The following is a 24,690-nucleotide window of genomic DNA, read 5'->3' as shown; positions in this document are numbered from 1 at the left end:
TGAAATTCAGGAGTAAGAATGGCTATTTATACAGGTGTAGCGGACGCAAATGGGGACTTTACAGTCCCTTTTTCATCTAATTATACTGGCGGACAAAAAGTTACAGTGACTGCTGAAAAAGATGCAGCAACAAAGACTATTGAGATTTTTGCGCCAAGCCAAGTGCAAAGTGCAATGATCGCATTCTCAGGGGATTCTCAAAACTTCCCTGGCAATATCGGAGATGTGACAATCAATATCAACGGAGCAATAGGCTCAGATGCTATGAGATCACACTCAAGCAATAGTTCGATATGGAGGAGAGTTACAGGATTAACCATATCAGAAGGGGTTACATCAATCGGTAGTTATGCGTTTGTAGATTGGGCTCAGTCTAAATTCTTATTACTACCACAATCGCTAACATCACTTGGAAATAATGCATTTCAAGGCTGGGGCAATGCGTTAAGTTTAGTAATCCCAGAAGGTATTTCTAACATCCCCGCGGTGTGTTTCTCGGGTTGGTCATCAGCGTCATCTCTCGATTTGCCATCATCAATACAAACAATTGCTGGAAACGCATTTCAACTATGGTCATCTTGTTTGGAGATAATTGTTAGAGCAACAACTCCACCATCAATAGTCTCAACATCATTTCAATCATTAAATGCTGCATGTATTTTCAAGGTTCCAGCGGGGTCTGTCGCAGCATACCAAGCAGCACCCAACTGGTCGGCTTTTGCATCAAGGATTCAAGCTATCTAACACAGCACCTTCGGGTGCTTTTTTATTGCCAAAATTTAAGGGGGCATCGTGTCTGAAACGAAGCAAGCCGCTGCGGAAATTGCAGCAACAGTATCAGCAGCAGCAAGTAAAACCACATATCTTGGGGCAGGCGGTGGCTTCATCGCTTGGCTTTTATCAATAGACATTTTGCCGTGGTTAGGTTTTGCTGTGGCATTAGGCGGCTTTATTGTGAATCTGATCTTTAAGTTTTTAGAAAACAAGCGTGCAGCAGAATTGCACAGAATCAACATGCGCAAAATGATGTGTAGAAATGGAGAGTGTAATGAAGTTGATAGATAACTGGAAACAAGCTTGGAAACTCAAATCAGTACAAGTAGGCGCATTAAGCGCCTTTTTTTACGTCTTGATGTATGCGGCTTTTGAATTGTTGTGGTTGTTTGGTTCTAACTTTCCACAGTTTTGGGCAGCAGTACCACAAGAAATTAAAGAGCTATTACCGCATTCTTGGGTGCTATGGCTTGGCTTTCTGAACAATGTGCTAAGTGTTTTCTCCCGCTTGAAATATCAGCCTGAATTGCATGGAGAGAATGATGAGCAAGAAATTAACTGAAGCACAGATTCAAGCACAAGCCTCAAAACTTGGTATCGAAGTCGCAGCATTAAAAGCCGTGATTGAAGTTGAGTGCAAAGGCTCAGGCTTTAATGTAGATGGCACGCCAGTGATTCTGTTTGAGCGGCATGTATTTCGGCAACGGCTGATTGCTAACGGTAAAGCAGCTACATTAGACAAGGCCATGCGAGAGCGTCCTGATCTGTGCAGCAAAACCACGGGTAACTATGGCTTATATTCCGCACAGCACGGACGTTTGAATGCAGCTGCTCAATATCATCGTGAATCAGCTTTAGAGTCTGCATCATGGGGCATTGGTCAAGTCATGGGCTATCACTGGAAAGTTTTGGGCTATCCGACTCTGCAAAATTTCATCAATGCCATGTACCGTGATGAAGCATCACAGCTTGAAGCAATGTGTCGTTTTATCAAAGTAAATGGCTTAGTAAACGCACTAAAAAACAAAGACTGGAAAGCATTTGCACGTGGCTACAATGGTCCCGCTTATGCTAGAAATTCTTATGATGTGAAGCTTGGCAATGCGTATAAGAAAGCCCTCAAGTGATGGCTTTTGGTGCAAACCCTACGCAACTCGGCGTGCTGGGGTTTGCTGTTTTAGGATACATTAAAATGCGGCTAAAGCTAATCCAATCGATTTGCAATCTCGCTTGCAGTTGCATTGTAGTAAACCATGAGGCTGCGTAAATCCTTGTGACCAATCATTCTCGCCAAGTCCAATACTTCAAGTTTTCTAGCAAGTCTGGTGCATGCTTCATGTCTTGAGTCGTGAAAATGCAAATCCTCAATTTCACACTTATCTCTTAACTTTCGCCAAAGCGTATCAAAACTAGCATCTTTCACAGTGAATACGTTATGGCTATCTATTCCCTTCATCAATTCAAGTAGTTCAACGGCACGCTTAGAAAGTGGAACGTGCCGCTTTGTACCATTCTTTGTTTCATCAAGCGTGACATACCTATCTTTTAAATAAACCCGATCCCAAGTTAGTCCACGAATTTCACCAGCTCGCATAGCTGTTTCAAGCGCAAGCAAAAAGGCAATAATAACTTGCTGAGTAAAGTTTTCAGGTTTCTGATTGTTGAAGTCGGCAGCAAGACACAATCGCTCGATCTCATCTTCTGTGATTCGTCTATCACGATGTGCAGGCGGTGGTGGCATCTTTAAATCACTCATGGGTGACTCATACACCCATTTCCATTCTGTACGTGCTACTGTAAACAAAGCTGACAGTATATTTCCCTCACGTCTAACCGATGCAGGCTTAACTTTCTTTAGTCGCTCATCTCGCCAAGTCACAAAGTCATCTGTAGTAATTTTGGCAATGTGCTTTTTGCACAGCTTAGGGAAGTTTTTCTGAAATGCCTTGAATCGCTTAATCTCAGCATCGCAGCCTTTATGCTTTGGACACACTTCCGCAATGTATCTTTCAATTGCACAATTTAATGTATAATCAGGTAGCTTTCCGCGTGATAACTCTCGTAGTTCAGTTTCACGTTTTGATGCCCATGCGCGTGCTTGAGTCTTAGTATCGAATGTCGCACTTTCCCGAGTACCATTCACACTAAGCTCTGCTCGCCAGGCATTACCCCTTTGTCTAAAGGTGGCCATATTTATCTCTCAAAAAGTCGTGGCGTAATTTTGGCGTAATCGATTTATAAGGAATGATAGGGAATAATAAGGAAACATGAAACTATATAGTTAAATAGCGGTGCCTAAAACTATAATAATAAAGTAAAAATAAGGAATAGTAGGGAATAGTAAGAAAACCCTAAATTTCGGAAAGTGCCCGCTGAGCGCACCAAATTAGTATATAAGCATTGAACTGTAATATAAAAAATAGTTGAAAAGTATATAAAAAATTAAGATAAACATTCGATCTTATTTGCCATAGCCTGATCACGTTTTTCAGCATATAAAACTCACATATTTTAAAACTGAAAAATCTGAGGGCAGCTTCGTGGGCTATATCGTTAAACTCATTCCAGAAAACTTATATTTTGTTCCGCATGATAATGAAATTGGTACCACGGAATTTCGCAGTAAAGCCGTCGCAGAAGGTTTGTTCTACGATTATGCTGAAGCAACAGCAATGGTAAAGCTATACAATAAAGATATGCTGCAAGATGTTGATTATGAAATTGAGTTAATTGAATAATCGTCGACTTCTTATTATTTGAAAGTATCGCCAAGTTATGCAGAAGCTAATCGCAAAGCTGGAGCTTTTAACCGCATAAAATTATGCCGTAACTGAAAATTAAATCAATTGAAATTTTGCTGTGTGAATGTGTTGAAATGTAGTGGGCTATTGCAGCAAAAAATAAGTTTCACTATATTAAAACTACAGTAGGTCATTCAATGTAATAGACGCTACGATGCAGTTGGACGGATCAATGACAGCTCGTTGAGTTTGTAACTCTTGTTCAAACAATAAAATCAGCACTAGCCTTCCAACATAAAAAAACTCGCAGCAATGCGAGTTTTTTCTGTGCTAGAATGAAAAACAAGCAAATTTACTGTGGTTTTGTAAGTTGTAAATAAAATTTTAAAAAATATGTGTTTGAATTTATTAGATAATTTAAATTTAGTTTAAAAAAATACTACATTGTCAAACAATCTAACAACTCACTTTTTTAAAAAATTTATAAGCTATGGTATAAAAAATTTCCGTCAAGAAAAAGGGAACAACAATGACGCAAATCATCGATATTAAAGTTAAAGACCAGTTTAGCCATATTTACGAAGCAAAAGCATTGCTACGTAATATCCCAGAAACTTCATTGGCAGCGGGTTTGGCACTATTTCACAAAATTGAACACATTATTGTGGAAGGTGAAGTGATTTTACCAAGCATCGAACTTTTGTTTGAAAGCCGCGAGTCTGATAGTATTTTTCGTGTGTTGGAGTAAATATTTGTGAGACTACTTTATTTTTAGAAAAGCTCATTTCGATGAGCTTTTTTGTGCGCAGGATTTTTAAAGCACACGTAAATAAAGTGCTCATTAAGTGTAAAACATATCGCTTTAAACCGTCTGATCTTCTACAAGTTGGATATTTACATCGTATTTATCAAACTCTTGAATAATTTTTTGAATGACCGCTTGCCCAATGTCATCATCGGGTTGAAAACTCAACTCTTGATTGGTTTGACTATCAAAACATTCAATTTGCAAGATTTGCCAGAGCTGGGCATCTGTACTTTGTTGAATCACTATGCGTCGCGGTTGTAAATGTGCTGAAATTTGACGCGGCAACACATTGGTAATCGCTAACTGTATTTGGCTTTCCTGATCTTTTGGGCTTAAAAAGGTAATCACCCAATTGCCAACTTTACTGAGTTGCATTGGATTGTCATAAGCATCAAACGCTAAAAAAAATGCATGATTCATCATGACCCTGTGCCTCAACAATTCTGGAAAATACTATATCGCTGATTTTTATGAGTCGGGGCTATGCCGCTAAAGTCTTAGCTTTTATAGGGATAATGAATCTAAGGTTTAGATGTGGATTTATATGTGTTTTTAAAGTGTTGAAAAGTAATAAAAATAAATTAATCCATATATCCCTGAGCATGGTTTTAATTGTTAAAAAGACTTAAAACTAAGTAAAAAAATCTAAGCTTTAAGTCGGATTAAGCTTTTGTAGGGAGTGATTGATTTGCTGCAAAATCTGATTGAGTGCTTTTGGCGGCAAACGAGTTTCTTGTAAAGAGGTAATCCATTGCATTTGGCAGAGTTTTAAGCTGCGAATATCCTGCGCTTGTAAAATTCGCTGAATCAGTTGTTTTGCCATTAATCCACAATGACGCTGTAAAGTATCCATCATGAGAAATTTTACATCTTCAAAACTCAAGGCAGTAATTTCAGGCTGTATTTCTGCTTGTGGTTCAGGTTGTTCAGCGGGCTGTTCTGTATTAATGGCAGCTGCAACACGTGCTTCTAAATATGCAGGAACTGAATTTACTTGAAGATGTTGGGTGCGGATTGGTTCTGCCAAACTCTCAGCATGGGCTTGCGGGGTGCTGCTTGCAAGTTGGCTATGAATTTCTGTGTGTAAAGTGGTAGATGATGCCTCTTGCTCTTGTTGCAGCAGAATGTTAGCCGTTTGCTCTTGGTGTTGCAAAGTGTCTTGCTCAAGCGCAGCAGGGGCAATCAGGTGCATATCTAATAGCTGTTCAATCAATTCAGGTGGTGCAAGACGTTGCTTGAACTGATCTCCGAGTAAATCAAAATCTTCAGTACCAATCAGTACCAATAAACGACGTTGACGTGCATTTAAATCACGTGTGCGCTGTTGTAATGCATCTAGACCGAGTTGAGTTTTTTGATAATTAAACATGAGCCTTAATTTATTTCCCCAATAAATTAAGGCAAAGCATAGACTTTGAAAATTACAATAATATGAATAATTTATGACAGGTAAATGCAATAAGATTCACTTGAAACATTTATAAAGTCAAAATGCTGGTATTTTCGAGCGCCTTGCGTAAGTAAGGATCTAAATCTTCTTGTCTTAATAACCATTGCACATAATCGGCAGGAAGGTCGGCAATTGCCGTACCACGATGTTTACCAAAATTGATAATTTGTGGAATACGTGCTTCTTCTGAGGCAGTGTAGAGTTCTTCAATACTTTGAATTTGTAATTGATGAACTTCGTGCATCAAAATATTGGCCGTTAAAATAATATCCATATCGGCACGATGCGCTTTTTTAATCATATCACGCGCTTTTTCGCTGCCTTTGGTAATCATATAAATTAAAGCTGAAATATTGTGTGCTTCGGCGTTTGGCCATACGCGACGTGCAAGTGCCAAAGTGCAAATGGCTTTAATTTTAGAAGTATCCACACCACATTTTTCTAAAGCGCGAATATCGTAATCAATATTATGCCCAATGATATAGGTGGTTTCGGCAGGTAATTCAAAACTGCTGTAATGCGGTTGATCAATTAAATCCGATTCTAAAATATGATGCACCGCCATCGCTGCGAATGAAATCGGCTCATCGACTTGATATAACTGATCGAAAATTTTAGTTTTATCTAGACTGATTTTGCCATCTTGAATTTGAATGGGGGCGTAGGCAATCTCAATGGGTTGTCCATTTAAAGTATGGGTTTCTGTGTCGAGAATAATTGCCTGCATGTCCTGATTCGCTTGCGTCATTCAATAAAAATGCAATCTAACATTAGCCGCTGCGTATGACAAATTGAATTGAAATTTAATAGGCACTTGTATATGTGATCAATTTACTGATTTTTACCGTAAGTGTTTAATTTTAAATAAAATACACTTGCATATTAATTGTTGAAATCTTGCCTGATACGATAAAAAAGCGTACAAATAAAGATTGCGAAGGATGCAATTAATAAGAATATGAAGACAAGGGTAAGCAAATGAAAAAAATATGGTTAAGCGTGGCTTTAGCCAGCAGCAGTTTGTTTTTAACTGCGTGTAATGATGATCATGACGATACGAGTGTTGTGGTTATCGAGGATGGCATTCCGAAATATAATATTAGTCAGCCATTAGTCGTGACGCCTGAAAACTATGCATTGTCTGATATGACAGCAGTGACTGGGCAAAGTGTCAAAATGACCTATAGGATGTTAGGCGTAAATGGAAGTGAAGTACAAGCGACTTCTTTGTTATTTACACCTAAAACAACGCCACCAATCACAGGTTGGCCTATTGTGGTTTGGGCGCATGGTACAACAGGTGTAGCAGATAAGTGTGCTCCAAGTAAAACAGCATTAAATCTACATGTTGAAGACATGATTAATAAGCTGTTAGCTGCAGGCTATGTGGTAGTCGCACCAGATTATGAGGGTTTAGGTGAGCCAAGTTCAAATGAAGCTCATCCTTTCTTAAACTTGCAGAGCGCTGCATTTTCAATTACAGATGCAGTGGTTGCAGCGCGTAATTATTTGGGTAATCAAGCCGCTAAAAAATGGGTAACTGTGGGGCATTCACAAGGTGGACATGCTGCATTAGGGGCTGCGCAGTATGCATCACGTGTTCAGTTGGATTATAAAGGTACGATTGCGATCGCACCTGCTTCTAATTTAGCTGCAATTTTGACTGTGGGAGAACAGAGAGCTGCTCAACTAACAAATTTAGAAGACAAAATTAATACCTTAGCTATGTTGGATACTTATACCGCATTGATTACGGCGGGGCTAAGAAATAAAAATCCTAGTCTAAGTTATCAGCAAGTATTTAAATCTCCAACTGATGGGATTGCAGCACTTGCAGACACGGAATGTTCAGATGTTTTAGGTGCAACACTAGGGGCAGCAATGGGGCAATATGCTGCGGGAAATAAGTGGAGTATCGATGGATATCCGCGGACGCAACCGAATTTCTTAAGCTTGCCAGATGTGAGTCAATTTTTATCGAAAGATTCGCAACCATTACAAGTCAAAGTTAATCAGCCAGTTATTATTTACCAAGGTGGGGCTGATGCGGTAGTACCTAAAGATGCAACAGATTTATTATTGAGTGGTCCAGCAGCTAAGCAATCGAATATTCAATACCATGTAGATATGACTTGGAACCATAGTACTGTGTATGAGAAGAATTTGGATGAGATTGTTAAAGATGTTCAATCACTAATGCCTATTCAATAAGTTGTTGAATTACGATAAAGATTGATTTGACCTAAAATAGCTCGTGTTTTATCTGAAACATGAGCTATTTTTATGTAAAACTGAGCAAAGTTCATTCTCTCAGTTCACAAACTTTATGCTACAATACGCGCCAATCTTAGCACGGCTTAAAAGCCCTAAATTAATAGGACCTCGCTAATGTTTGCCAATATTTCTATTGCCGAATTTGATCCAGAATTAGCTCAAGCGATCACCAATGAAGATGCGCGCCAAGAAGCTCATATTGAGTTAATTGCTTCTGAAAACTACTGCTCACCTGCAGTAATGGAAGCTCAAGGTTCAAAACTTACCAATAAATATGCAGAAGGCTACCCAGGCAAACGCTACTACGGCGGTTGCGAATACGTAGATATTATTGAACAATTGGCGATTGACCGTGCTAAAGAACTCTTTGGTGCAGATTATGCTAACGTTCAACCACACGCTGGTTCACAAGCAAACTCTGCAGTTTACTTAGCTTTACTTAACCCAGGCGACACTGTGTTAGGTATGAGCTTGGCACATGGTGGTCACTTGACTCATGGTGCAAAAGTAAGCTTCTCAGGTAAAACATATAACGCTATCCAATATGGTTTAAACCCAGAAACTGGCGAAATTGATTACGAAGAAGTTGAGCGTTTAGCGCTTGAACACAAACCACGCATGATTGTTGCGGGTTTCTCTGCGTATAGCCAAATTGTAGATTGGCAGCGTTTCCGCGACATCGCAGACAAAGTTGGTGCTTATTTATTTGTAGATATGGCACACGTAGCAGGTCTAGTGGCTGCTGGTGTATATCCGAACCCTGTGCAAATTGCTGACGTAACGACTACTACTACACACAAAACATTGCGTGGTCCACGTTCTGGTCTAATTCTTGCGAAAGCAAACGAAGAGATCGAGAAAAAATTACAATCTGCTGTGTTCCCTGGTAACCAAGGTGGTCCATTGGTACACGCAGTTGCAGCAAAAGCAATTTGTTTTAAAGAAGCAATGGCGCCTGAATACAAAGCGTATCAACAACAAGTTGTTAAAAATGCGCAAGCGATGGCTGAAGTTCTTATTGAACGTGGTTATGATGTAGTATCTGGTGGTACGAAAAACCACTTGTTCTTGCTTTCTTTAATCAAGCAAGATATTACAGGTAAAGATGCAGATGCATGGTTAGGTGCTGCGCACATTACTGTAAACAAAAACTCTGTACCGAACGATCCACGTTCTCCATTTGTAACTTCTGGTATCCGTATCGGTACTCCAGCGGTAACTACACGTGGTTTTGGTGAAGCAGAAGTACGTGATCTTGCAGGTTGGATTGCAGACATTCTTGACAGCAAAGGTGACGAAGCTGTAATTAATACTGTAAAAGCAAAAGTTGAAGCTGTTTGCGCGAAATTCCCAGTTTACGCAAAATAAGCACAGCCTTGAGAAAAGCCCCTCAAGGGGGCTTTTTTTATGGATGTAAAAAATTGATTTTTCGTTCAATAAGCTGAATTTCTGTTATAACTTAAGCGTATTGAATATGATTGTAGGCAAGCTGATGATGACAGTATTGTCGGAATGACAGGAATAAAAGTAAATGATTAGACCAAAGATTATTATTTCAGAACAAGATTTGCACCGTTTGGAAACGATGCTTGAGCATCAACCTAAATTGACGCCAACGATGCAACATCTAGAAGATGAATTGGCACGTGCTGAAGTGGTTGCGCCACAAGATGTACCGAATAATGTGGTGAGCATGAATGCCCGCGCATTGATTACCATTGCACCTGCAAAAGAACCGACTGAAATTACCTTGGTTTATCCGCATGACTTTAAAGGTGAGAAAGGGCAGGTGAATGTGGTTGCACCTGTCGGGACTGCCATTTTAGGTTTAGCTGAAGGTCAGGAAATTGAATGGCCACAGCCCGATGGTCATATGATGAAAGTCAAAATTGAGAAGATTTTGTATCAGCCAGAGCGTGAAGGCGATTATTTATAATCTGTTTATCATCCTGCGTTAGGAACATTGAAAGCCATGTTGATCATGGCTTTTTTATGCACTGGTGTTTTGAATCAGGCATCTTGTGACTGATGTTATGCGAATCTATAAAAAAGCATTTAAGCAGATCGAAATAAAAAATTGCAAAATATTACATGACCTTAGCCGAAAAACACGTACTATAAAATCATGTAAAGAGGGTTGTTATGGTCTATGGCTCAGTTTGAAGTGTTACTGCCTTTGCAAGAGATTACGGTGGATCGTGCAGAGCTTTTGGCGATTCAACGCAATGATTTAGTTCCGTTGTTGAATGATCAATATCGTCTAAATCATTATGCAGATCAGGTGATTCAAGCGCAGTCAGTTTTATTGGATGGGGTGGATCCACATTTAACTCAGCAATTGAGTGTGACCATTGAGCAGTTGATTCAGGCGCTTGGCAAATCTAAAAAAGTGTTAAAGCAACGTAAGTTTAATGCACTACAAAAGTGGCTAGGCATAGATTTGGAATATGGTGCGGGGCAAGTGCAATATTATAAAAACCTAGATCATTTATTAGGACAAGCAGATCGTTTAAGCCAAAAGCTGCAAATCGAAATTCAGAAATCACAATCACGTTTTCAGCAGTTGGTTGGTTTGCGTGAGCAAATGGCGAAATACATTCAAGCTGCCGATGAGTTTTTAGTGGAATATCCACGATTTGTGCGCAATCAGCATCCTTTGGATAATTTTAGCGAACGACTGGCCAAGAAAATTTATAGTTTAAAGACTTTGCAAAGTAGTAATGATATTGCGATTACTCAAATGCAATTTTCACAGCAACTCTCTTTTAGTTTGTTAGATCGCTTTAAAGAAGCGCAGCAGGTACTCATTCCTGCATGGCAATATCATGTCAAACAAAGTCAGCAAAGTGGCTCACACAGTCAGCTAGAAAAGCTGGATCAAAGTCGTGAGCATTTAATTAAGACATTAAGAAAATCCTTAGAAAAACCTGCGCAATCATAAGGCATGGTTTTGATTAGATAGAGGCGAAATATGACAACTTCTGAACAACGCAACGTCGCTGTGCAAGTGAGTGATGAACAGACTCAGCAACAATTTCAGCAACTCAATTTGCAGGAAATTGGCTTACAGCCTGATGACTTTCAGGAGGTGCTGGCTGCGCGTAAAGAATTAAGCGATCTTAGCCATCATTCGGTTGCAGAATATGGCAAAAATATCGCCACTAAAACGTCAAGTTATACCGATGAGCTTTTAGGTTTGGTGCAAAATAAGGATTTGGATGTCACAGGGCAAAAGCTGAATCAGGTGGTGCAGGTTGCACAGCAGTTAAATACCAACAGTATTTTAAATCCAAACAAAAGCAGTGGCTTTTTGGGTGGTTTATTCAATAAGTTAAAAGGCGCTAAACAAAGTTTTGATCAAAACTTTAACAGCACCAAAGCGCAAATTGATAGTCTGGTCACAGAAATTGAAAGCTCACAAAATGGTTTAAAAAACCGTGTAGATACACTGGATAAAATGTTTCATGGTGTGCAAGATGAATATAAACAATTGGGGATTTATATTGCAGCAGGTAAGTTAAAACAGCAGGAAATTCAGCAGCAAATTTCTGAATTTTCCGCGCAGCCGCAGGATCAGACCACGACTCAAAAAATTTATGATCTCAATCATCTTGCTAATAATTTAGAAAAGCGGGTGAGTGATTTGCAGGTGTTGCAACAATCTGCCATGCAAACTTTGCCGATGATTCGGATTATCCAGTCCAATAATTTAATGTTGGTCGATAAATTTTATGCGATTAAAAACATTACCTTACCTGCGTGGAAAAACCAGATTAGTTTGGCGATTTCTTTAAATGAGCAGAAAAACAGTGTGCAACTGGCCAACAGTATTGATGATGCCACCAATGAATTGCTGCGCCGTAATGCAGATTTATTGCATCAAAACTCGGTTGATACTGCCAAAGCCAATCAGCGTTCGGTGATTGATATTGAAACCCTTGAACACGTACAAAATACCCTCATTAAAACAGTGAACGATGTGATCCAGGTACAAAAAGAAGGCATGCAAAAACGTGCAGAAGCGACTACGCGTTTGCGAGCCTTACAGGAGAATCTGAATCAATTGGTGATTGGTTCAAGTCAACAGTCTGGTCAATAAATGCATTTTGACAATGACTTCATTTAATCTGAAATTTACCTGATAAGGAGTCGGATTTGCCCCCACTTGATGAATATGCCATTCAGCCACAGCAGCTAAAAACAGGTGTTGTGGCATTACAGCAGCGTCAAAAAAAGCTCAGTTTTTTGGCTGTGCTGTCTATGACGGTGGTGCTTATATCGGCAATTGGCTTTTTTATTCAGCAAGATGTGATTTATAGCTTCTTTGGTTTAAGCACTGAAGTTCAGCAATTACACATGCCTGCAAGTGTCGATGCGACTTTGGCAAATTTAGGGCAGCAACCTGATTATTTTTTCAGTTTGTTGAACTGGTTGGGTTGGTTGATTTTAAAACTGTCGGTGTCATTTATTGGTGCATTCGTTCTAGTTCATCTACTCAAGAAAATTCGTTTTTTTTATATTCGCTTTCAGTCCTTTGTCTTGAAATTTGTAGCTTGGTTGCTGAGTTTTATTTTACTTTGGTCGGCATTGAGTTATGTTCAGCATGACCGACAAGATGATACGCAGCAGGTATATGCCAAAATTGTGCATTATGAAAAGCACATTCAAGAAAGTGAATTGGCGCGTTATTTACAAAATGCAGAAATGGCAGCGCCTGTTAAAGCCTATTTGTTGGCGCAAACGGCATTGATGCATCATCCCGCAGATAAAGATGCAGCCATTCCGCAAGTGTTGACCTTGGTCAAAGCAGAGCAGCAAGATCCGCAATTTTTACATTATGGATTTAAACCTGAACAATTATGGACGATGCAGCAGCAAGTTTATGGCAAAGCTTTAACGCCTATGGCGCAAAGCGTACATAAGCAAGTGCAGCAAGCACAGCAATTAAATACGCTGGTTTATTATATGAATCTCGCGGTTATGGCGCTTATGTTAATACTGTCTGCGGTACTCTGGTTTTTATCGCGACATTTACAGCAGCGTATTCTGCGGATTCAACAACAACTTGAATAAAAAATGATTAGGCTCAATTGCTTAAGGCAGACATTCAGTTTTTATGTTAATGTCTAAATTGAATAGCTTTAGGTATTTTAAATGAAATAGTAAGCTTGAAACTCACTATCATTTAAAAAAACGATCATAAATATAAAAATAAACCGTTTCCCCTATGTAACTATTTTTCGTAAGATGACATCAACAAATAAATTTACTCCCTTGGAGACGTTAGCCATGTTAGACCAAAATACTTCTACACAACTTAAAACTTTATTAGAACGTCTTGAAAGCCCAATCGAGCTTGTCGCGACTTTAGATGGTTCTGATAAATCTGCCAAAATTAAAGAATTGGTTGAAGAAATTGCAGCACTTTCGCCACAAGTTACTGCACGTTTTGACGGTAACAACGCACGTGCACCAAGTTTTGGGATTGCAAAAGTAGGTGAGCAACCGCGCGTATTCTTCGCAGGTTTACCAATGGGGCACGAGTTCACTTCATTAATTTTGGCTTTATTGCAAACTTCTGGTTATGCACCAAAAGTATCGGATGAAGTATTAACGCAAATCAAAGAATTGAATCTTTCATCTCACTTTGATGTGTTTGTATCGTTGAGCTGCCACAACTGTCCAGATGTAGTACAAGCTTTGAACCTCATTGCGATTTACAACCCTGGCACAACAGCAACCATGATTGATGGTGCATTCTTCCAAGAAGAAGTTGAGCAGCGCAAAATTATGGCTGTGCCGATGGTATTCCAAGATGGCAACCACATTGGTCAAGGTCGTATGACTTTGGAAGAAATTGTAGCTAAATTAGATACAGATTCTGCGAGCAAAGATGCAGCGAAACTGAATGCCAAAGAGGCGTTTGATGTCTTGGTAATTGGTGGCGGCCCTGCAGGGAATACATCTGCAATCTATGCAGCACGTAAAGGTATTCGTACAGGTATTGTGGCTGAGCGGATGGGCGGTCAGGTGATGGATACCATGGATATTGAAAACTTCACTTCTATCCAAAAAACACAAGGTCCAAAGTTTGCGGCAGAAATGGAAGCGCATGTGCGTGAATACGATGTCGATATTATGAATCTACAAAAAGTATCTGCCATTAAAGGTGCTGATGAAACTGCCAATGGTTTGGTCGAAGTGACTTTGGAAAATGGCGCAACACTTGAATCGAAAACGGTGATCTTGTCTACAGGTGCACGTTGGAGAGAGATGAATGTACCTGGTGAAGCAGAATACCGTACCCGCGGCGTGGCATACTGCCCACACTGTGATGGCCCGTTGTTTAAAGGCAAACGTGTTGCAGTGATTGGTGGTGGTAACTCAGGTGTAGAAGCAGCGATTGACCTTGCAGGGATTGTAGAGCATGTGACTTTGGTAGAGTTTGATACTAAATTACGTGCAGACCAAGTCTTGCAAAACAAATTGAACAGCTTGCCAAATACTACTGTAATTACCAATGCATTATCGACTGAGGTGATTGGTGATGGCGCACAAGTGACTGCATTGAAATATAAAGACCGTGCGACAGATGTTGAGCATACTGTTGAACTTGCAGGAATTTTCGTACAAATTGGTTTATTACCAAATACGGACTTCTTAAAAGAGTCAAAAGTAGAGCTGACGAATCGTGGTGAGATTGTGATAAATGAGCGCAATGAAACCAATGTAAAAGGTGTATTTGCGGCAGGTGACTGTACAACTGTACCGTACAAGCAAATCATCATTGCAACAGGTGAAGGCGCGAAAGCATCACTTTCAGCATTTGATTACATCATCCGTTCAGGTCAATAAGTCTGAACGAATACATCTGAATACGCGGATTAACCATCCTTAAATTGTATTCGCTAAAAAGATAGCGCCTGAGTTCCCCAATACTCAGGCGCTATGTTCAGTAAAGTGCGTTATCGCACAGTATTAAAAGTTTATTTATTCTATTTTTGGTTTTAAGAACTGAGTCGGCTAACAACTCAGTTCTTTTTTTATTTTTAACATCCAGTTTGATTTACAGCAGTTAGATTCATTTCAGTCTAATTAGCCTTATTATTTTGTCCAAATAAATTCAACTGATTAAACTTTTCCTGTAGCTGCTCTTTGGTTTCGACATGCTCAGGATGCGGAATAATACATTCAATTGGGCAGACTGAAACGCAGGTTTGATAGTCATAAAACCCAACACATTCTGTGCAACGCGCCACATCAATTTCATACACCTTTTCACCCTCATAAATTGCTTCATTCGGGCATTCGGGTAAGCACATATCGCAATTGATGCATTGGTCGGTAATCAGGAGTGCCATCGCAATACTCGCTTAGTTTATTGCCACTTAGTTGGCTTGATAAGCCAACGATGAGGCAGAAATATCTGCAGTCGAATTTGGTAAGTTGCGAATCAGCAGGGCATAACGCATATCGACATCTGCAGGTATAGGGATTTCTACAATATGCCCTGAACCTTTGGCATCTTCAATCAGATTGCCTTTTTTATCTTTAATTTCAGTTAAAGTGAAATAGATATTGCCTTGTGGCGTCATCAATTCTAGAGAATCGCCCACTACAAAACGGTTTTTTACATCAATTTTAATGTAGTCACCATTACGTTCTAAGACTTCACCACAAAATTGCTGATGATCAAAACTTGATGAACCTGTTTCGTAGTTTTGGTATTCGCTGTGCACATGACGACGCAAGAAACCTTCGGTATAACCACGGTTAGCTAGGCCTTCTAATTGAGTCATTAATGCAGGGTCAAATGGTTTGCCTGCAAGTGCATCATCAATGGCTTTACGGTAAATTTGTGCAGTACGTGCGCAGTAGAAATAAGATTTGGTGCGACCTTCAATTTTTAGTGAATGGATGCCCATTTTAGTTAAACGGTCAACGTGCTGCACTGCACGTAAATCTTTAGAATTCATAAAGTAAGTGCCGTGTTCATCTTCTTCGGCAGCAAACATATCTTCGTCATTACGTTGTAATAACACAGGCTCGTTAAATTGATGCTGTGCCTGCATGTGTTGTTCATCTGCATCGGCAGTTTCAGAAAGATTTTTGACAGGAATTACGTCACCTGTTTCATCTTCTTTTGCATCGTGAATTTTATATTCCCAACGGCAGGCATTGGTACATGCGCCTTGGTTGGCATCACGTTTATTCATATAGCCTGAAAGCATGCAACGACCTGAATAGGCCATGCACAGCGCACCATGCACAAATACTTCAATTTCCATGCCAGGCACGTTGTTTTTAATTTCTTCAATTTCATCAATCGACAATTCACGCGAAAGAATGACACGGGTTAAACCCATATTTTGCCAGAATTTCACCGTTGCCCAGTTCACCGCATTGGCTTGTACCGATAAATGTACAGGCATGTCGGGGAAATTTTCACGCACCATCATAATCAGACCTGGGTCAGACATGATCAGCGCATCGGGTTGCATGGCAACCACAGGTTCTAGGTCACGAATAAAGTTTTTGAGTTTGCTGTTATGCGGTTGGATGTTCACCACCACATAAAACTTTTTGCCTAATTCATGTGCTTCTTGAATACCAATTGCTAAGTTTTCATGATCAAATTCGTTATTACGCACGCGCAAACTGTAACGCGGCTGACCTGCATAGACTGCATCTGCACCATAAGCAAAGGCATAGCGCATGTTTTTTAAAGAACCAGCAGGAGAGAGAAGTTCGGTGACGTGGGAAATGGTCATGATCAAAAAGCAATAGCAGAAATATGGCTTTATTGTATGAATCTAAATTTAGGATTCAACCTAGTAAATAGCTCGGGATTCAGAAGAAAACTTGTGCTGAAACGCTGGGGCTAATCTTGATATAGAAAGTTCCTCATCCTGAGCTATACAAAACGCACGAGAAGGGACTTTCAATACCAATTTGACAGATTGCTTATAATCAATTTCTGATGGATGAAAGCGTGTTAACGTACACGTTGCCCATGTTTATCAATCACCACTTCACCATCTTCTTTGCTGAAGCTTTTTAATTGTGGTTGAGTGAGCAAGTCTAAGACCAGTTCAGAAGGGCGGCACAGTTTCACACCTAACTCGGTCACGACAAATGGACGATTAATTAAAATCGGATGCTCGACCATCAATGCAATTAATTCCGCATCGCTGTGTGAGCTACCTTCAAGTTGCAACTGTTCGTATGGTTCTACATTTTTGCGGATTGCATCGCGCACGCTTAAACCTGCTTGTTGAATCATGCTAGTAAGTTCAGCTTGTGTAGGTGGGGTTTTTAAATATTCAATAATTTCAGGTTCTTGTCCTGTATTACGAATTAATTCTAAAGTATTGCGTGACGTTCCACAGGCAGGGTTATGAAAAATTTTGATGGTGTTGCTCATGCGTAGTGACTCGTTTTAGGTCGATAAAATTTCAATATTGCATTTATATATGGATATGCGTATATTCGCAATAGTTAATATTGAAGTGCAGATAAAAAATGAATCAAACTGATTTTTTTAAATGTTTGTCAGACCCAACCCGACTGGACATTCTGAAATTGGTGATGGCTCAACACAATATTTGTGTATGCGAATTGACAGAACAATTGCAGTTAAATCAACCGAAAATATCACGTCATTTGGCGTTGTTACGGAATTTATCTATTTTGCTAGATCAACGTCAGGGGCAGTGGGTGTATTACCGTTTGAACCCAGATTTACCCGAATGGGCGTTTGCTGTTTTAAATATTATCGCGCAGCAAGATGTCAGCCCGATGACGCACATCAACCCTACAATTGCAACACATTGCGAGTAAGCACATGGCACAGTCCAAACTTTCTTTTTTAGATCGTAATCTGACCTTATGGATTTTTATTGCCATGGGGCTAGGTGTTGCGATTGGCGTGGTATTTCCTGCAGTATCGGCAAGCTTAGATCAAATGAGTGTGGGAACAGTCAATCTTCCCATTGCGATTGGTTTGATTTTGATGATGTATCCACCATTGGCAAAAGTCGATTACGCAGCTTTGCCAGAAGTGTTTAAAGACCGCCGAACCTTGTTGTTGTCTTTGGTACAAAACTGGTTGATTGCTCCGTGTTTGATGTTCGCTTTGGCGATTATTTTCTTGCAAAACTATCCTGAATATATGACAGGTTTGATTTTAATTGGTCTGGCACGCTGTATCGCGATGGTCTTGGTCTGGAACAACTTGGCTTGTGGTGATAACCAATACGTGGCTGCATTAGTTGCGTTTAACAGTATTTTTCAGATTGTATTCTTTAGTACTTATGCATGGCTGTTTCTGAGTTTCTTGCCGCCGTATTTTGGCGTGGCAGGACAAGTGATTGATGTTGGTTTTTGGACAATCACCCAAGCTGTTTTAATCTATTTGGGTATTCCTTTTTTGATGGGCTTTTTAACACGCTTGATTTTAGTGAAAAGCAAAGGCTTAGATTGGTATCAAACGTCTTTTTTACCCAAAATTAGCCCATTTAGTCTGTTGGCATTGCTATTTACCATTGTGGCGATGTTCGCACTAAAAGGCGCAGAAGTACTGAGCTTGCCGATGGATGTTTTACGCATTTCCATTCCATTGATTATTTACTTCGTTGCCATGTTCTTTATTAGCTTCTTTATGAGCAAATGGATGGGCAATGATTATCCACGGACGACCGCCATTTCCTTTACCGCAGCAGGGAATAATTTTGAATTAGCACTTGCTGTTGCCATTGCAACGTTTGGCTTGGCTTCTCCCGTTGCATTTACCACGATTATTGGCCCTTTGGTTGAAGTGCCTGTGTTGATTGCTTTGGTGAGTGTGTCTTTATGGCTGCGTAAAAAGTTTTATCAAAATGAGTCGATTGTCAGTTCAAAGTAATTTTCTTCATTTTGAGGTTTAAGATAAAAACATGGGCATGCGTTGCCCATTTTAGTTTTAAGAGTATGCAGCATGGTATTACCCAATATTGATTTAGATTTATTGCCTACACCAAGTTTTGAACAGGTGCAGGCAAAGCCGTTGAACCATCCGCCACGTATTTTATTGATGTACGGTTCAAACCGTGAGCGTTCTTATAGTCGTTTGGCGGTACAGGAAGCGGGCAGAATTTTGGAGCACTTTGGCGCTGAGGTAAAAATTTTCCATCCCAAAGGTTTGCCTTTACCTGAAGATGGCGATGCTTCACATCCCAAAGTTCAAGAGCTGCATGAATTGTTGGCGTGGGCAGAAGGTATGGTTTGGTGTAGCCCAGAACGTCATGGTTCAATGAGCTCAATTTTTAAAGCACAAATTGACTGGATTCCGCTTGCCGCGGGCGCAATTCGTGCCACACAAGGTAAAACGCTTGCTTTAATGCAAGTGTGTGGCGGGTCGCAGTCATTTAACAGCGTCAATCAATTGCGTATTTTAGGACGTTGGATGCGGATGATCACCATTCCCAATCAGTCTTCTATTCCTAAAGCCTTTTTAGAGTTTGAGGAAGATGGCCGCATGAAAGCGTCTAGCTATTACGACCGTATTGTCGATGTGATGGAAGAGTTATATAAATTTACTTTGCTGACTCGCGGGCAAGCAGCATATTTGGTAGATCGTTATTCTGAACGTGTGGAAACTGCCGAGCAGCTATCGAAGCGTGTTAATCAGAAGTGTTTATAATCCAATTTTAGATACGTAAATACTGCATTACAAAAGGCTTAGAGAGCGATTATTCGGCTTCAAGTCGCTTTAAAATCTGACAATCATCAATGGTTGTTTGCGTGGTGCAGGCTTGTCTAAGTTGCTGAAGTTGTAGCTGAAAATGCTGCAACTCGGCAATTTTATCTTCTACATGCCTTAAATGTTCATCAATCAATTCATTCACAGCGCAGCAGTTTTGTTTCGGCTGTTTTTCTAATTCAATTAAGGCTTCAATTTCTTTTAAGTTCATATCTAAAGCACGGCAACGCTTAATAAAAATCAAACGTTTGAGTGCCTCATCATTGTAATAGCGATAATTATTTTCGGCACGAAAGCTTGGGGTGAGTAAGTGCTTCTTTTCATAAAAACGAATGGTATCTGTGCTGACACCAACTTTTTTAGCTAATTCATGAATTAAATATTGTGCCATGCTTGACCTTGGACTAAGTCTATAGTTTTAAATGAGCATAATCGAAACAATTTCATTTTGAAAGAAGGTGTGTCTATGGCATGTACGTGTAGTCATGAACCTGCGCCAATCAAACCGAATAGTAAATTTAGAACCGCGTTATGGATTGCATTGGTGATCAATCTCAGCATGTTTTTTATCGAGTTGATAGGTGGTGCCTATGCCCATTCATCATCCCTATGGGCAGATTCACTGGATTTCTTTGGAGATGCTGTCAATTACGGGATTTCACTTGCGGTGTTAAGTGCAAGTTTGTATTGGCGTGCTACTGTGGCTTTGGTCAAAGGCATCACGATGGCCTTGTTTGGTGTGGTGGTGATGGGCAAGGTTATCTATGCCTATATACAGGGTATTCCACCTGAAGCCATAACCATGGGTATTATTGGGATCATCGCCTTATTAGCCAATGTGGTTACTGTATTGATTTTATATGCATTTCGAGATGGTGATTCGAATATGAAATCGGTGTGGTTATGTAGCCGTAATGATGCGATTGGTAATTTCGCAGTTATTTTGGCGGCAGTGGGTGTATTTGGTACGGGTAGTTTGATTCCAGATCTTGTGGTAGCCGTGATTATGGCGAGTTTGGGCTTAACAGCGGGGTATCATGTGATTCAGCAAGCTTTGGCTGAACGAAGAATGAATGTACCAGAATAAAGAATAAACGTAAAAAGCACTCCATCTGATTTGAGTGATTTAGATGGAGTGCTTTTAATTTTTTGTAGTCGCAATAATTTTAAAATTTGAAGTAAAAATAACGATAAGTTATTCCAAATTGCTATTTACAAAAAATAATATATAACTAAAATTAAAAATAAATTGATGTATTTAAAAATAATTTACACGATGAATAATATTTAATTTTTTTTAAATTGAGGGTTAAATGAAACTAATTAAATTATTTTCTATAGCAAGCCTGATTGCTTTGGCTGGCTGTAGTTCTAAAGTAGTGACTTATGATACTGCAGGGCAAGTGATTGGTTCATGTGTCGCTACACAGGGCTTTATTTTGGGGGCTAAAGCTGTGTGTTATGGTGGTGCCAACATACAAGGCATTAACTATTCTAAAGTAGATGAGCGCACGGGTTTATTGCCAACCATACCAAATAATTCGCAGATTTCACTGCAACAAGACTAATTTTTTAGAGGGGTAATACAATGAAAATTTCTAGTTTAATCGCATTAACAGCGGCTATTTTGATGACAGGTTGTGCTTCAAAAGTGACAACTTATGATTCGAGTGGTCGTATGATTGGTTCATGTCAGGCAGAGCGTGGGTTTGTAATTGGTGGTGGTGCACACTGTGAAGGACGTGCTAACCAAGAAGGTCGCAGTGTACGTTAATTGATGCTAATGACAAAAAACCGAGCTATTTAGCTCGGTTTTTTTAGATTCAACAGCTTTTATTTTTCAACGAAAGCACGTTCAATCACGTAATCGCCCAATTCACCCATACGTGGTGATTCTTTTAAACCATGTTGGTCAAGTAATGCTGCAACATCCTTTAAGAATGCAGGGCTACCACATAACATGGCACGGTCAGTTTCAGGGTTAAAACGTGGTAAACCAATTTTTTCAAAGATTTCACCCGATTCAATTGCCGTGGTCACACGTCCTTGGTTTGGATATTCTTCACGTGTAACGGTTGGGTAATATACCAGTTTTTCACGAATACCAAGTTCTTGGAAAAACTCGTGATTTGGTAATTCATTTAGAATTAAATCTTGATAAGCCAATTCAGAAATGAAACGTGTACCGTGAACCACAATCACTTTTTCAAAGCGTTCATAAGTTTCAGGGTCGCGGATGGTTGCCAAAAATGGAGCTAGACCTGTACCTGAAGAAAGTAAGTATAGGTTTTTACCAGGATTTAAATCATCCAGTACCAAAGTGCCTGTAGGTTTTTTAGAAACCAGCAATTCATCGCCCACTTTTACTTTTTGTAAAATAGACGTTAAAGGGCCATCAGGTACTTTAATTGAGAAGAATTCTAGCTCTTCTTCATAGTTAGCACTGGCAATCGAGTAAGCGCGCATTAAAGGCTTGCCATTTACTTCCAGACCAATCATCACAAATTGACCGTTTTTAAAACGTAGTGCGGTATCGCGAGTCGTTTTAAAACTGAATAAAGTGTCATTCCAGTGGTGTACGTGAGTAATCTTTTCGACGTTGAAAGCAGCCATTAAAGGTCTCAATAAATTATCAAATTAGAACAGCTTGCTATTCTAATCTAAAATCATTCTCTATAAACTGAATATATTTAATTGAGCTTATCAGAAAAAGTGATGAAGATTGATCTAAAAATGCCAATAATCGGATTTATGCACTCTCCCTACCGAGAAAAATTTGGTATTCCTCGTCAACCAAATCTGGTACAGGTCGAATCGTATATTGAAATGCAAGCGCCTTATAACGATGTGTTGGCATTTCAAGGGATCGAAGCGTTTAGTCACTTATGGTTAATCTGGCAATTTCACGACAATAAAAACCAAACCGATGCTCATCCAACCGTACAGAAACAGCAAAACCCCTGTTTTCGTGCACAAGTGCGTCCGCCACGTTTGGGTGGTAATCAAAAAATAGGTGTGTTTGCGACGCGCAGCATGTATCGACCTGCACCCATTGGTTTGTCTGTGGTGCAATTTAAACAGGTCAAAAAAGTGGGTAAGTCACTGCGAGTTTATGTGACAGGAGCAGATTTGTTGCATGGCACGCCTATTTTGGATATTAAACCTTATATCCAATATTCAGATGCTGTGCCTGATGCACAAAGTGGTTATGCGCAAGATGAACCCATAAGAAAAACAGTGCTATGGATGGACACAGCAGAAGCGCAAAAAAATCAGTTACTCGGCTCAGGCGTATTGCAACCACAAATTGTGCAGGAATTGGAACAGGTCTTGTCTTTAGATCCACGACCTGCATATCAGGATGATGCTGAACGAATTTACACCATGAATTTTGCAGATTTTGATGTCAGTTTCCGTGTTGATCAGCACGCAGTACATATCCTAAAAATTGTTTTAATCGCTGTCGATTAAACCAGCATATATAAAATAGCCACCAACGCCAGCATGTGCAGAATTTGGGCAGGGGCGAAATACAGTGCAAAGCGCAAACCACCAATGAGCGCGGCATTGACGCATTTGGCAATCGCATGTGCCACCACACCTAAAATTAAGGCATACAAAAGTACCTGCTGGCTCGGTGGACCTTGCATCACCACGGTTGCAATTGCGGCATGAACCTCAAATAACGAGGCGAGCAGGGTACCAATGATTAAACCTGCATCCCCAAGGGTTTGTTCCAAGCCGTATACCATCGCTTGAATTGCGGTCAATGTCGCCACAATAATTGCGGCTTCTTTAAGGCTAAACATACGGGTATCGGTTTCTGGCTTTGCCGTTGCCGTACTTTTATGTTTTTTGAGCAACCAGACACCCGCTACAACCAAAATCGCGATTCCGACCAAACTTGGAATAATTAATAACTTAAACCAAATCAGATTGACACCCGCCACAATAATCAACATTTGCGCTAAAGTTGCCACGCAAGACATCAGCGCTGCACCTGCATTGGCACGTGCGTCGCCACGACCTGCGCGTACTTCCATGCCTAAACTGGCAATGGTTGCGGTGCTTGATACAAAACCTGAAGCAATTGCAGATAATATGAGGGCGTTGCTGCTTGAGAGTAAACGCTTGGCGATATGCGCCAAAGCCTGCACACTTAGAATTAAAATCAATAATTTTAAAATCACATAAGGATTAAGCACATTGCCCCATAGTGCAGTATTAGGCGTCAGTGGCAAGGCAATTAACACCAAAGCCAGTAAAAACAAGCCATCACGTAGTTCAGCTTCGGTAATCCACTGACTGACAATGCCATGCATGGTGTGCTTGGTCATGAGTAAACCTGTCAAAATGACCGATAAACCTGCTGCCAATGGAATATTCCATAAACACAAGGCACCAATAAAATAGGTCATGACGAAGGCCAGTTCTGTGGTTGCACCTGGGTCATCTTCCGCTTGATTTTTGAGGGAATATAAGCCTATTCCGCCAACAATCAGTGCGCCTACAATGGCAATGCTCATGCCCAATAAGAAGCAAATTGCACCTAATAATGCGCAAATTCCAAAGGTGCGTACGCCTGCAAAATGATGATGTTGTCCATTTTTTTTACTGCGTTCGCGCTCTAATCCAATCAGTAAGCCACAGCCGAGTGCTGCTGCAAACATGGTGAGCAGTTCGGGAAAATTGGTTGTAACCAAAGATGGAGGAGTCAGAAAATCCACAGCAACATTCCAAATACAAGGTGTTATTTTAAACATCATATATTTGAATTGTGTTTATCGCCATTTATGAATCTATTTTCACTCTAAAATTATGGCTTAATCGAACCATACAAGATTACTGTATTAAAGAAGTCATTCAGCCCTGAAAGCAAACTCTGCTATAGTAAACCCAGATT

At 40.0% G+C, this 24,690-nt stretch carries 30 protein-coding genes; 20 read left to right on the top strand and 10 right to left on the bottom strand.

What is annotated here, in order from left to right; all coding sequences use genetic code 11:
- Window positions 1–18 precede the first annotated feature (18 nt).
- Genes E0H79_RS12525 through E0H79_RS12510 form a run of 4 tightly spaced genes read left to right on the top strand, consistent with a single transcriptional unit; the run spans window position 19 to window position 1,901 of the window.
- The gene (locus E0H79_RS12525) at window positions 19–744 is read left to right on the top strand and encodes a leucine-rich repeat protein (RefSeq protein WP_131261794.1); all 726 of its coding nucleotides are present in this window, start codon (window positions 19–21) and stop codon (window positions 742–744) included.
- 48 nt (window positions 745–792) lie between these two features.
- Window positions 793–1,065 carry a holin gene (locus tag E0H79_RS12520; protein ID WP_131261793.1) on the top strand — a complete coding sequence of 91 codons (273 nt, stop codon included), beginning with the start codon at window positions 793–795 and terminating at the stop codon, window positions 1,063–1,065.
- Window positions 1,049–1,336: a hypothetical protein gene (locus E0H79_RS12515; protein WP_131261792.1), complete on the top strand. Its 288-nt coding sequence runs from the start codon at window positions 1,049–1,051 to the stop codon at window positions 1,334–1,336. The genes E0H79_RS12520 and E0H79_RS12515 overlap by 17 nt, the downstream gene beginning before the upstream one ends.
- Complete coding sequence (locus E0H79_RS12510) at window positions 1,317–1,901, top strand: N-acetylmuramidase family protein (RefSeq protein WP_131261791.1); 585 nt, start codon at window positions 1,317–1,319, stop codon at window positions 1,899–1,901. Before E0H79_RS12515 ends, E0H79_RS12510 begins: the two co-directional genes overlap by 20 nt.
- A 77-nt stretch (window positions 1,902–1,978) precedes the next feature.
- On the opposite strand, the gene E0H79_RS12505 is transcribed toward E0H79_RS12510, so the two are convergent.
- A complete protein-coding gene (locus tag E0H79_RS12505) occupies window positions 1,979–2,965 on the bottom strand; it encodes a site-specific integrase (RefSeq protein WP_131261790.1) in 987 nt (328 codons plus the stop codon).
- 349 nt (window positions 2,966–3,314) lie between these two features.
- Between E0H79_RS12505 and E0H79_RS12500 the strand changes: the two genes are divergently transcribed.
- Both E0H79_RS12500 and E0H79_RS12495 read left to right on the top strand, forming a co-directional pair.
- Window positions 3,315–3,512 carry a hypothetical protein gene (locus tag E0H79_RS12500; protein WP_004972905.1) on the top strand — a complete coding sequence of 66 codons (198 nt, stop codon included), beginning with the start codon at window positions 3,315–3,317 and terminating at the stop codon, window positions 3,510–3,512.
- A gap of 532 nt (window positions 3,513–4,044) precedes the next feature.
- Entirely contained in the window at window positions 4,045–4,263 is a 219-nt protein-coding gene (locus E0H79_RS12495) for a hypothetical protein (protein ID WP_004972907.1), read from the top strand.
- 114 nt (window positions 4,264–4,377) lie between these two features.
- On the opposite strand, the gene E0H79_RS12490 is transcribed toward E0H79_RS12495, so the two are convergent.
- The 3 genes from E0H79_RS12490 to E0H79_RS12480 form a co-directional block, all read right to left on the bottom strand.
- Window positions 4,378–4,746: a hypothetical protein gene (locus tag E0H79_RS12490; RefSeq protein WP_371971679.1), complete on the bottom strand. Its 369-nt coding sequence runs from the start codon at window positions 4,744–4,746 to the stop codon at window positions 4,378–4,380.
- A 229-nt stretch (window positions 4,747–4,975) separates the two neighbouring features.
- Window positions 4,976–5,692, bottom strand: coding sequence for a hypothetical protein (locus E0H79_RS12485; RefSeq protein WP_131261789.1), 717 nt, complete (start codon window positions 5,690–5,692; stop codon window positions 4,976–4,978).
- A 109-nt stretch (window positions 5,693–5,801) separates the two neighbouring features.
- Window positions 5,802–6,500, bottom strand: a complete 699-nt coding sequence (locus E0H79_RS12480; protein ID WP_131261796.1) for an exonuclease domain-containing protein — start codon at window positions 6,498–6,500, stop codon at window positions 5,802–5,804.
- Between the two features lie 251 nt (window positions 6,501–6,751).
- Here E0H79_RS12480 and E0H79_RS12475 point away from each other — a divergent pair, with 251 nt between their 5' ends.
- The 7 genes from E0H79_RS12475 (at window position 6,752) to ahpF (ending at window position 14,902) form a co-directional block, all read left to right on the top strand.
- Entirely contained in the window at window positions 6,752–7,984 is a 1,233-nt protein-coding gene (locus E0H79_RS12475) for an alpha/beta hydrolase (protein ID WP_131261788.1), read from the top strand.
- A gap of 177 nt (window positions 7,985–8,161) precedes the next feature.
- On the top strand, window positions 8,162–9,415 hold the full coding sequence (gene glyA, locus E0H79_RS12470) for a serine hydroxymethyltransferase (RefSeq protein ID WP_019836649.1): 1,254 nt from the start codon (window positions 8,162–8,164) through the stop codon (window positions 9,413–9,415).
- A 163-nt stretch (window positions 9,416–9,578) separates the two neighbouring features.
- Entirely contained in the window at window positions 9,579–9,983 is a 405-nt protein-coding gene (gene rnk, locus E0H79_RS12465; protein ID WP_004972920.1) for a nucleoside diphosphate kinase regulator, read from the top strand.
- A 213-nt stretch (window positions 9,984–10,196) separates the two neighbouring features.
- On the top strand, window positions 10,197–10,988 hold the full coding sequence (locus E0H79_RS12460) for a tellurium resistance protein (protein ID WP_131261787.1): 792 nt from the start codon (window positions 10,197–10,199) through the stop codon (window positions 10,986–10,988).
- A gap of 30 nt (window positions 10,989–11,018) precedes the next feature.
- Window positions 11,019–12,146, top strand: coding sequence for a toxic anion resistance protein (locus E0H79_RS12455; protein ID WP_104852204.1), 1,128 nt, complete (start codon window positions 11,019–11,021; stop codon window positions 12,144–12,146).
- A 56-nt stretch (window positions 12,147–12,202) separates the two neighbouring features.
- Window positions 12,203–13,120 (top strand): hypothetical protein, encoded by a 918-nt coding sequence (locus E0H79_RS12450; protein ID WP_131261786.1) that lies wholly within the window; start codon window positions 12,203–12,205, stop codon window positions 13,118–13,120.
- Between the two features lie 216 nt (window positions 13,121–13,336).
- Complete coding sequence (gene ahpF, locus E0H79_RS12445) at window positions 13,337–14,902, top strand: alkyl hydroperoxide reductase subunit F (protein WP_096901839.1); 1,566 nt, start codon at window positions 13,337–13,339, stop codon at window positions 14,900–14,902.
- Window positions 14,903–15,138: 236 nt separating this feature from the next.
- Here ahpF and E0H79_RS12440 read toward each other — a convergent pair whose 3' ends face one another.
- The 3 genes from E0H79_RS12440 to arsC all read right to left on the bottom strand — a co-directional run bounded on the left by E0H79_RS12440 (window position 15,139) and on the right by arsC (window position 17,471).
- Window positions 15,139–15,408 (bottom strand): YfhL family 4Fe-4S dicluster ferredoxin, encoded by a 270-nt coding sequence (locus E0H79_RS12440; protein WP_004972931.1) that lies wholly within the window; start codon window positions 15,406–15,408, stop codon window positions 15,139–15,141.
- Between the two features lie 27 nt (window positions 15,409–15,435).
- A complete protein-coding gene (gene yegQ, locus E0H79_RS12435; protein ID WP_131261785.1) occupies window positions 15,436–16,818 on the bottom strand; it encodes a tRNA 5-hydroxyuridine modification protein YegQ in 1,383 nt (460 codons plus the stop codon).
- A gap of 224 nt (window positions 16,819–17,042) precedes the next feature.
- Window positions 17,043–17,471: an arsenate reductase (glutaredoxin) gene (gene arsC, locus E0H79_RS12430; RefSeq protein ID WP_004972934.1), complete on the bottom strand. Its 429-nt coding sequence runs from the start codon at window positions 17,469–17,471 to the stop codon at window positions 17,043–17,045.
- 98 nt (window positions 17,472–17,569) lie between these two features.
- Here arsC and E0H79_RS12425 point away from each other — a divergent pair, with 98 nt between their 5' ends.
- The 3 genes from E0H79_RS12425 (at window position 17,570) to arsH (ending at window position 19,727) form a co-directional block, all read left to right on the top strand.
- Window positions 17,570–17,887 carry an ArsR/SmtB family transcription factor gene (locus tag E0H79_RS12425; protein WP_004972936.1) on the top strand — a complete coding sequence of 106 codons (318 nt, stop codon included), beginning with the start codon at window positions 17,570–17,572 and terminating at the stop codon, window positions 17,885–17,887.
- Window positions 17,888–17,891: 4 nt separating this feature from the next.
- Window positions 17,892–18,950: an ACR3 family arsenite efflux transporter gene (arsB, locus tag E0H79_RS12420; protein WP_004972938.1), complete on the top strand. Its 1,059-nt coding sequence runs from the start codon at window positions 17,892–17,894 to the stop codon at window positions 18,948–18,950.
- A gap of 72 nt (window positions 18,951–19,022) precedes the next feature.
- On the top strand, window positions 19,023–19,727 hold the full coding sequence (gene arsH / locus E0H79_RS12415) for an arsenical resistance protein ArsH (RefSeq protein ID WP_004972939.1): 705 nt from the start codon (window positions 19,023–19,025) through the stop codon (window positions 19,725–19,727).
- Between the two features lie 49 nt (window positions 19,728–19,776).
- Here the strand turns inward: arsH and cadR are convergent, their stop codons facing one another.
- Entirely contained in the window at window positions 19,777–20,178 is a 402-nt protein-coding gene (cadR, locus tag E0H79_RS12410; protein WP_004972941.1) for a Cd(II)/Pb(II)-responsive transcriptional regulator, read from the bottom strand.
- 75 nt (window positions 20,179–20,253) lie between these two features.
- Between cadR and E0H79_RS12405 the strand changes: the two genes are divergently transcribed.
- From E0H79_RS12405 to E0H79_RS12395, 3 genes are all read left to right on the top strand, one after another.
- Window positions 20,254–20,874: a cation transporter gene (locus E0H79_RS12405; protein WP_131261784.1), complete on the top strand. Its 621-nt coding sequence runs from the start codon at window positions 20,254–20,256 to the stop codon at window positions 20,872–20,874.
- 226 nt (window positions 20,875–21,100) lie between these two features.
- A complete protein-coding gene (locus E0H79_RS12400; protein ID WP_004972946.1) occupies window positions 21,101–21,355 on the top strand; it encodes a hypothetical protein in 255 nt (84 codons plus the stop codon).
- Window positions 21,356–21,375: 20 nt separating this feature from the next.
- A complete protein-coding gene (locus E0H79_RS12395) occupies window positions 21,376–21,561 on the top strand; it encodes a hypothetical protein (RefSeq protein ID WP_004972947.1) in 186 nt (61 codons plus the stop codon).
- A gap of 59 nt (window positions 21,562–21,620) precedes the next feature.
- On the opposite strand, the gene E0H79_RS12390 is transcribed toward E0H79_RS12395, so the two are convergent.
- Entirely contained in the window at window positions 21,621–22,400 is a 780-nt protein-coding gene (locus E0H79_RS12390) for a ferredoxin--NADP reductase (RefSeq protein ID WP_004972950.1), read from the bottom strand.
- 102 nt (window positions 22,401–22,502) lie between these two features.
- On the opposite strand from E0H79_RS12390, the gene tsaA reads away from it, so the two are divergent.
- Window positions 22,503–23,258 carry a tRNA (N6-threonylcarbamoyladenosine(37)-N6)-methyltransferase TrmO gene (gene tsaA, locus E0H79_RS12385; RefSeq protein ID WP_131261783.1) on the top strand — a complete coding sequence of 252 codons (756 nt, stop codon included), beginning with the start codon at window positions 22,503–22,505 and terminating at the stop codon, window positions 23,256–23,258.
- Here tsaA and E0H79_RS12380 read toward each other — a convergent pair.
- Window positions 23,255–24,457, bottom strand: a complete 1,203-nt coding sequence (locus tag E0H79_RS12380; protein WP_096901885.1) for an MgtC/SapB family protein — start codon at window positions 24,455–24,457, stop codon at window positions 23,255–23,257. The two genes, tsaA and E0H79_RS12380, sit on opposite strands and share 4 nt — an antisense overlap.
- Between the last annotated feature and the right edge of the window lie 233 nt (window positions 24,458–24,690).

The organism is Acinetobacter sp. ANC 5045 (assembly GCF_004331005.1).
In the GTDB taxonomy this organism is placed as follows: domain Bacteria; phylum Pseudomonadota; class Gammaproteobacteria; order Pseudomonadales; family Moraxellaceae; genus Acinetobacter; species Acinetobacter towneri.
This window is presented reverse-complemented; position numbering and strand designations above follow the sequence as displayed.

Bases quoted from the DNA above. Each gene is read 5' to 3' on its own strand.
- E0H79_RS12525 (WP_131261794.1), top strand. From the start codon at position 19: ATGGCTATTTATACAGGTGTAGCGGACGCAAATGGGGACTTTACAGTC.
- E0H79_RS12515 (WP_131261792.1), top strand. From the start codon at position 1,049: ATGAAGTTGATAGATAACTGGAAACAAGCTTGGAAACTCAAATCAGTA.
- E0H79_RS12510 (WP_131261791.1), top strand. From the start codon at position 1,317: ATGAGCAAGAAATTAACTGAAGCACAGATTCAAGCACAAGCCTCAAAA.
- E0H79_RS12505 (WP_131261790.1), bottom strand. From the start codon at position 2,965: ATGGCCACCTTTAGACAAAGGGGTAATGCCTGGCGAGCAGAGCTTAGT.
- E0H79_RS12495 (WP_004972907.1), top strand. From the start codon at position 4,045: ATGACGCAAATCATCGATATTAAAGTTAAAGACCAGTTTAGCCATATT.
- E0H79_RS12490 (WP_371971679.1), bottom strand. From the start codon at position 4,746: ATGATGAATCATGCATTTTTTTTAGCGTTTGATGCTTATGACAATCCA.
- E0H79_RS12485 (WP_131261789.1), bottom strand. From the start codon at position 5,692: ATGTTTAATTATCAAAAAACTCAACTCGGTCTAGATGCATTACAACAG.
- E0H79_RS12480 (WP_131261796.1), bottom strand. From the start codon at position 6,500: ATGCAGGCAATTATTCTCGACACAGAAACCCATACTTTAAATGGACAA.
- E0H79_RS12475 (WP_131261788.1), top strand. From the start codon at position 6,752: ATGAAAAAAATATGGTTAAGCGTGGCTTTAGCCAGCAGCAGTTTGTTT.
- glyA (WP_019836649.1), top strand. From the start codon at position 8,162: ATGTTTGCCAATATTTCTATTGCCGAATTTGATCCAGAATTAGCTCAA.
- rnk (WP_004972920.1), top strand. From the start codon at position 9,579: ATGATTAGACCAAAGATTATTATTTCAGAACAAGATTTGCACCGTTTG.
- E0H79_RS12460 (WP_131261787.1), top strand. From the start codon at position 10,197: ATGGCTCAGTTTGAAGTGTTACTGCCTTTGCAAGAGATTACGGTGGAT.
- E0H79_RS12455 (WP_104852204.1), top strand. From the start codon at position 11,019: ATGACAACTTCTGAACAACGCAACGTCGCTGTGCAAGTGAGTGATGAA.
- ahpF (WP_096901839.1), top strand. From the start codon at position 13,337: ATGTTAGACCAAAATACTTCTACACAACTTAAAACTTTATTAGAACGT.
- E0H79_RS12440 (WP_004972931.1), bottom strand. From the start codon at position 15,408: ATGGCACTCCTGATTACCGACCAATGCATCAATTGCGATATGTGCTTA.
- yegQ (WP_131261785.1), bottom strand. From the start codon at position 16,818: ATGACCATTTCCCACGTCACCGAACTTCTCTCTCCTGCTGGTTCTTTA.
- arsC (WP_004972934.1), bottom strand. From the start codon at position 17,471: ATGAGCAACACCATCAAAATTTTTCATAACCCTGCCTGTGGAACGTCA.
- E0H79_RS12425 (WP_004972936.1), top strand. From the start codon at position 17,570: ATGAATCAAACTGATTTTTTTAAATGTTTGTCAGACCCAACCCGACTG.
- arsB (WP_004972938.1), top strand. From the start codon at position 17,892: ATGGCACAGTCCAAACTTTCTTTTTTAGATCGTAATCTGACCTTATGG.
- arsH (WP_004972939.1), top strand. From the start codon at position 19,023: ATGGTATTACCCAATATTGATTTAGATTTATTGCCTACACCAAGTTTT.
- cadR (WP_004972941.1), bottom strand. From the start codon at position 20,178: ATGGCACAATATTTAATTCATGAATTAGCTAAAAAAGTTGGTGTCAGC.
- E0H79_RS12405 (WP_131261784.1), top strand. From the start codon at position 20,254: ATGGCATGTACGTGTAGTCATGAACCTGCGCCAATCAAACCGAATAGT.
- E0H79_RS12400 (WP_004972946.1), top strand. From the start codon at position 21,101: ATGAAACTAATTAAATTATTTTCTATAGCAAGCCTGATTGCTTTGGCT.
- E0H79_RS12395 (WP_004972947.1), top strand. From the start codon at position 21,376: ATGAAAATTTCTAGTTTAATCGCATTAACAGCGGCTATTTTGATGACA.
- E0H79_RS12390 (WP_004972950.1), bottom strand. From the start codon at position 22,400: ATGGCTGCTTTCAACGTCGAAAAGATTACTCACGTACACCACTGGAAT.
- tsaA (WP_131261783.1), top strand. From the start codon at position 22,503: ATGAAGATTGATCTAAAAATGCCAATAATCGGATTTATGCACTCTCCC.
- E0H79_RS12380 (WP_096901885.1), bottom strand. From the start codon at position 24,457: ATGTTTGCAGCAGCACTCGGCTGTGGCTTACTGATTGGATTAGAGCGC.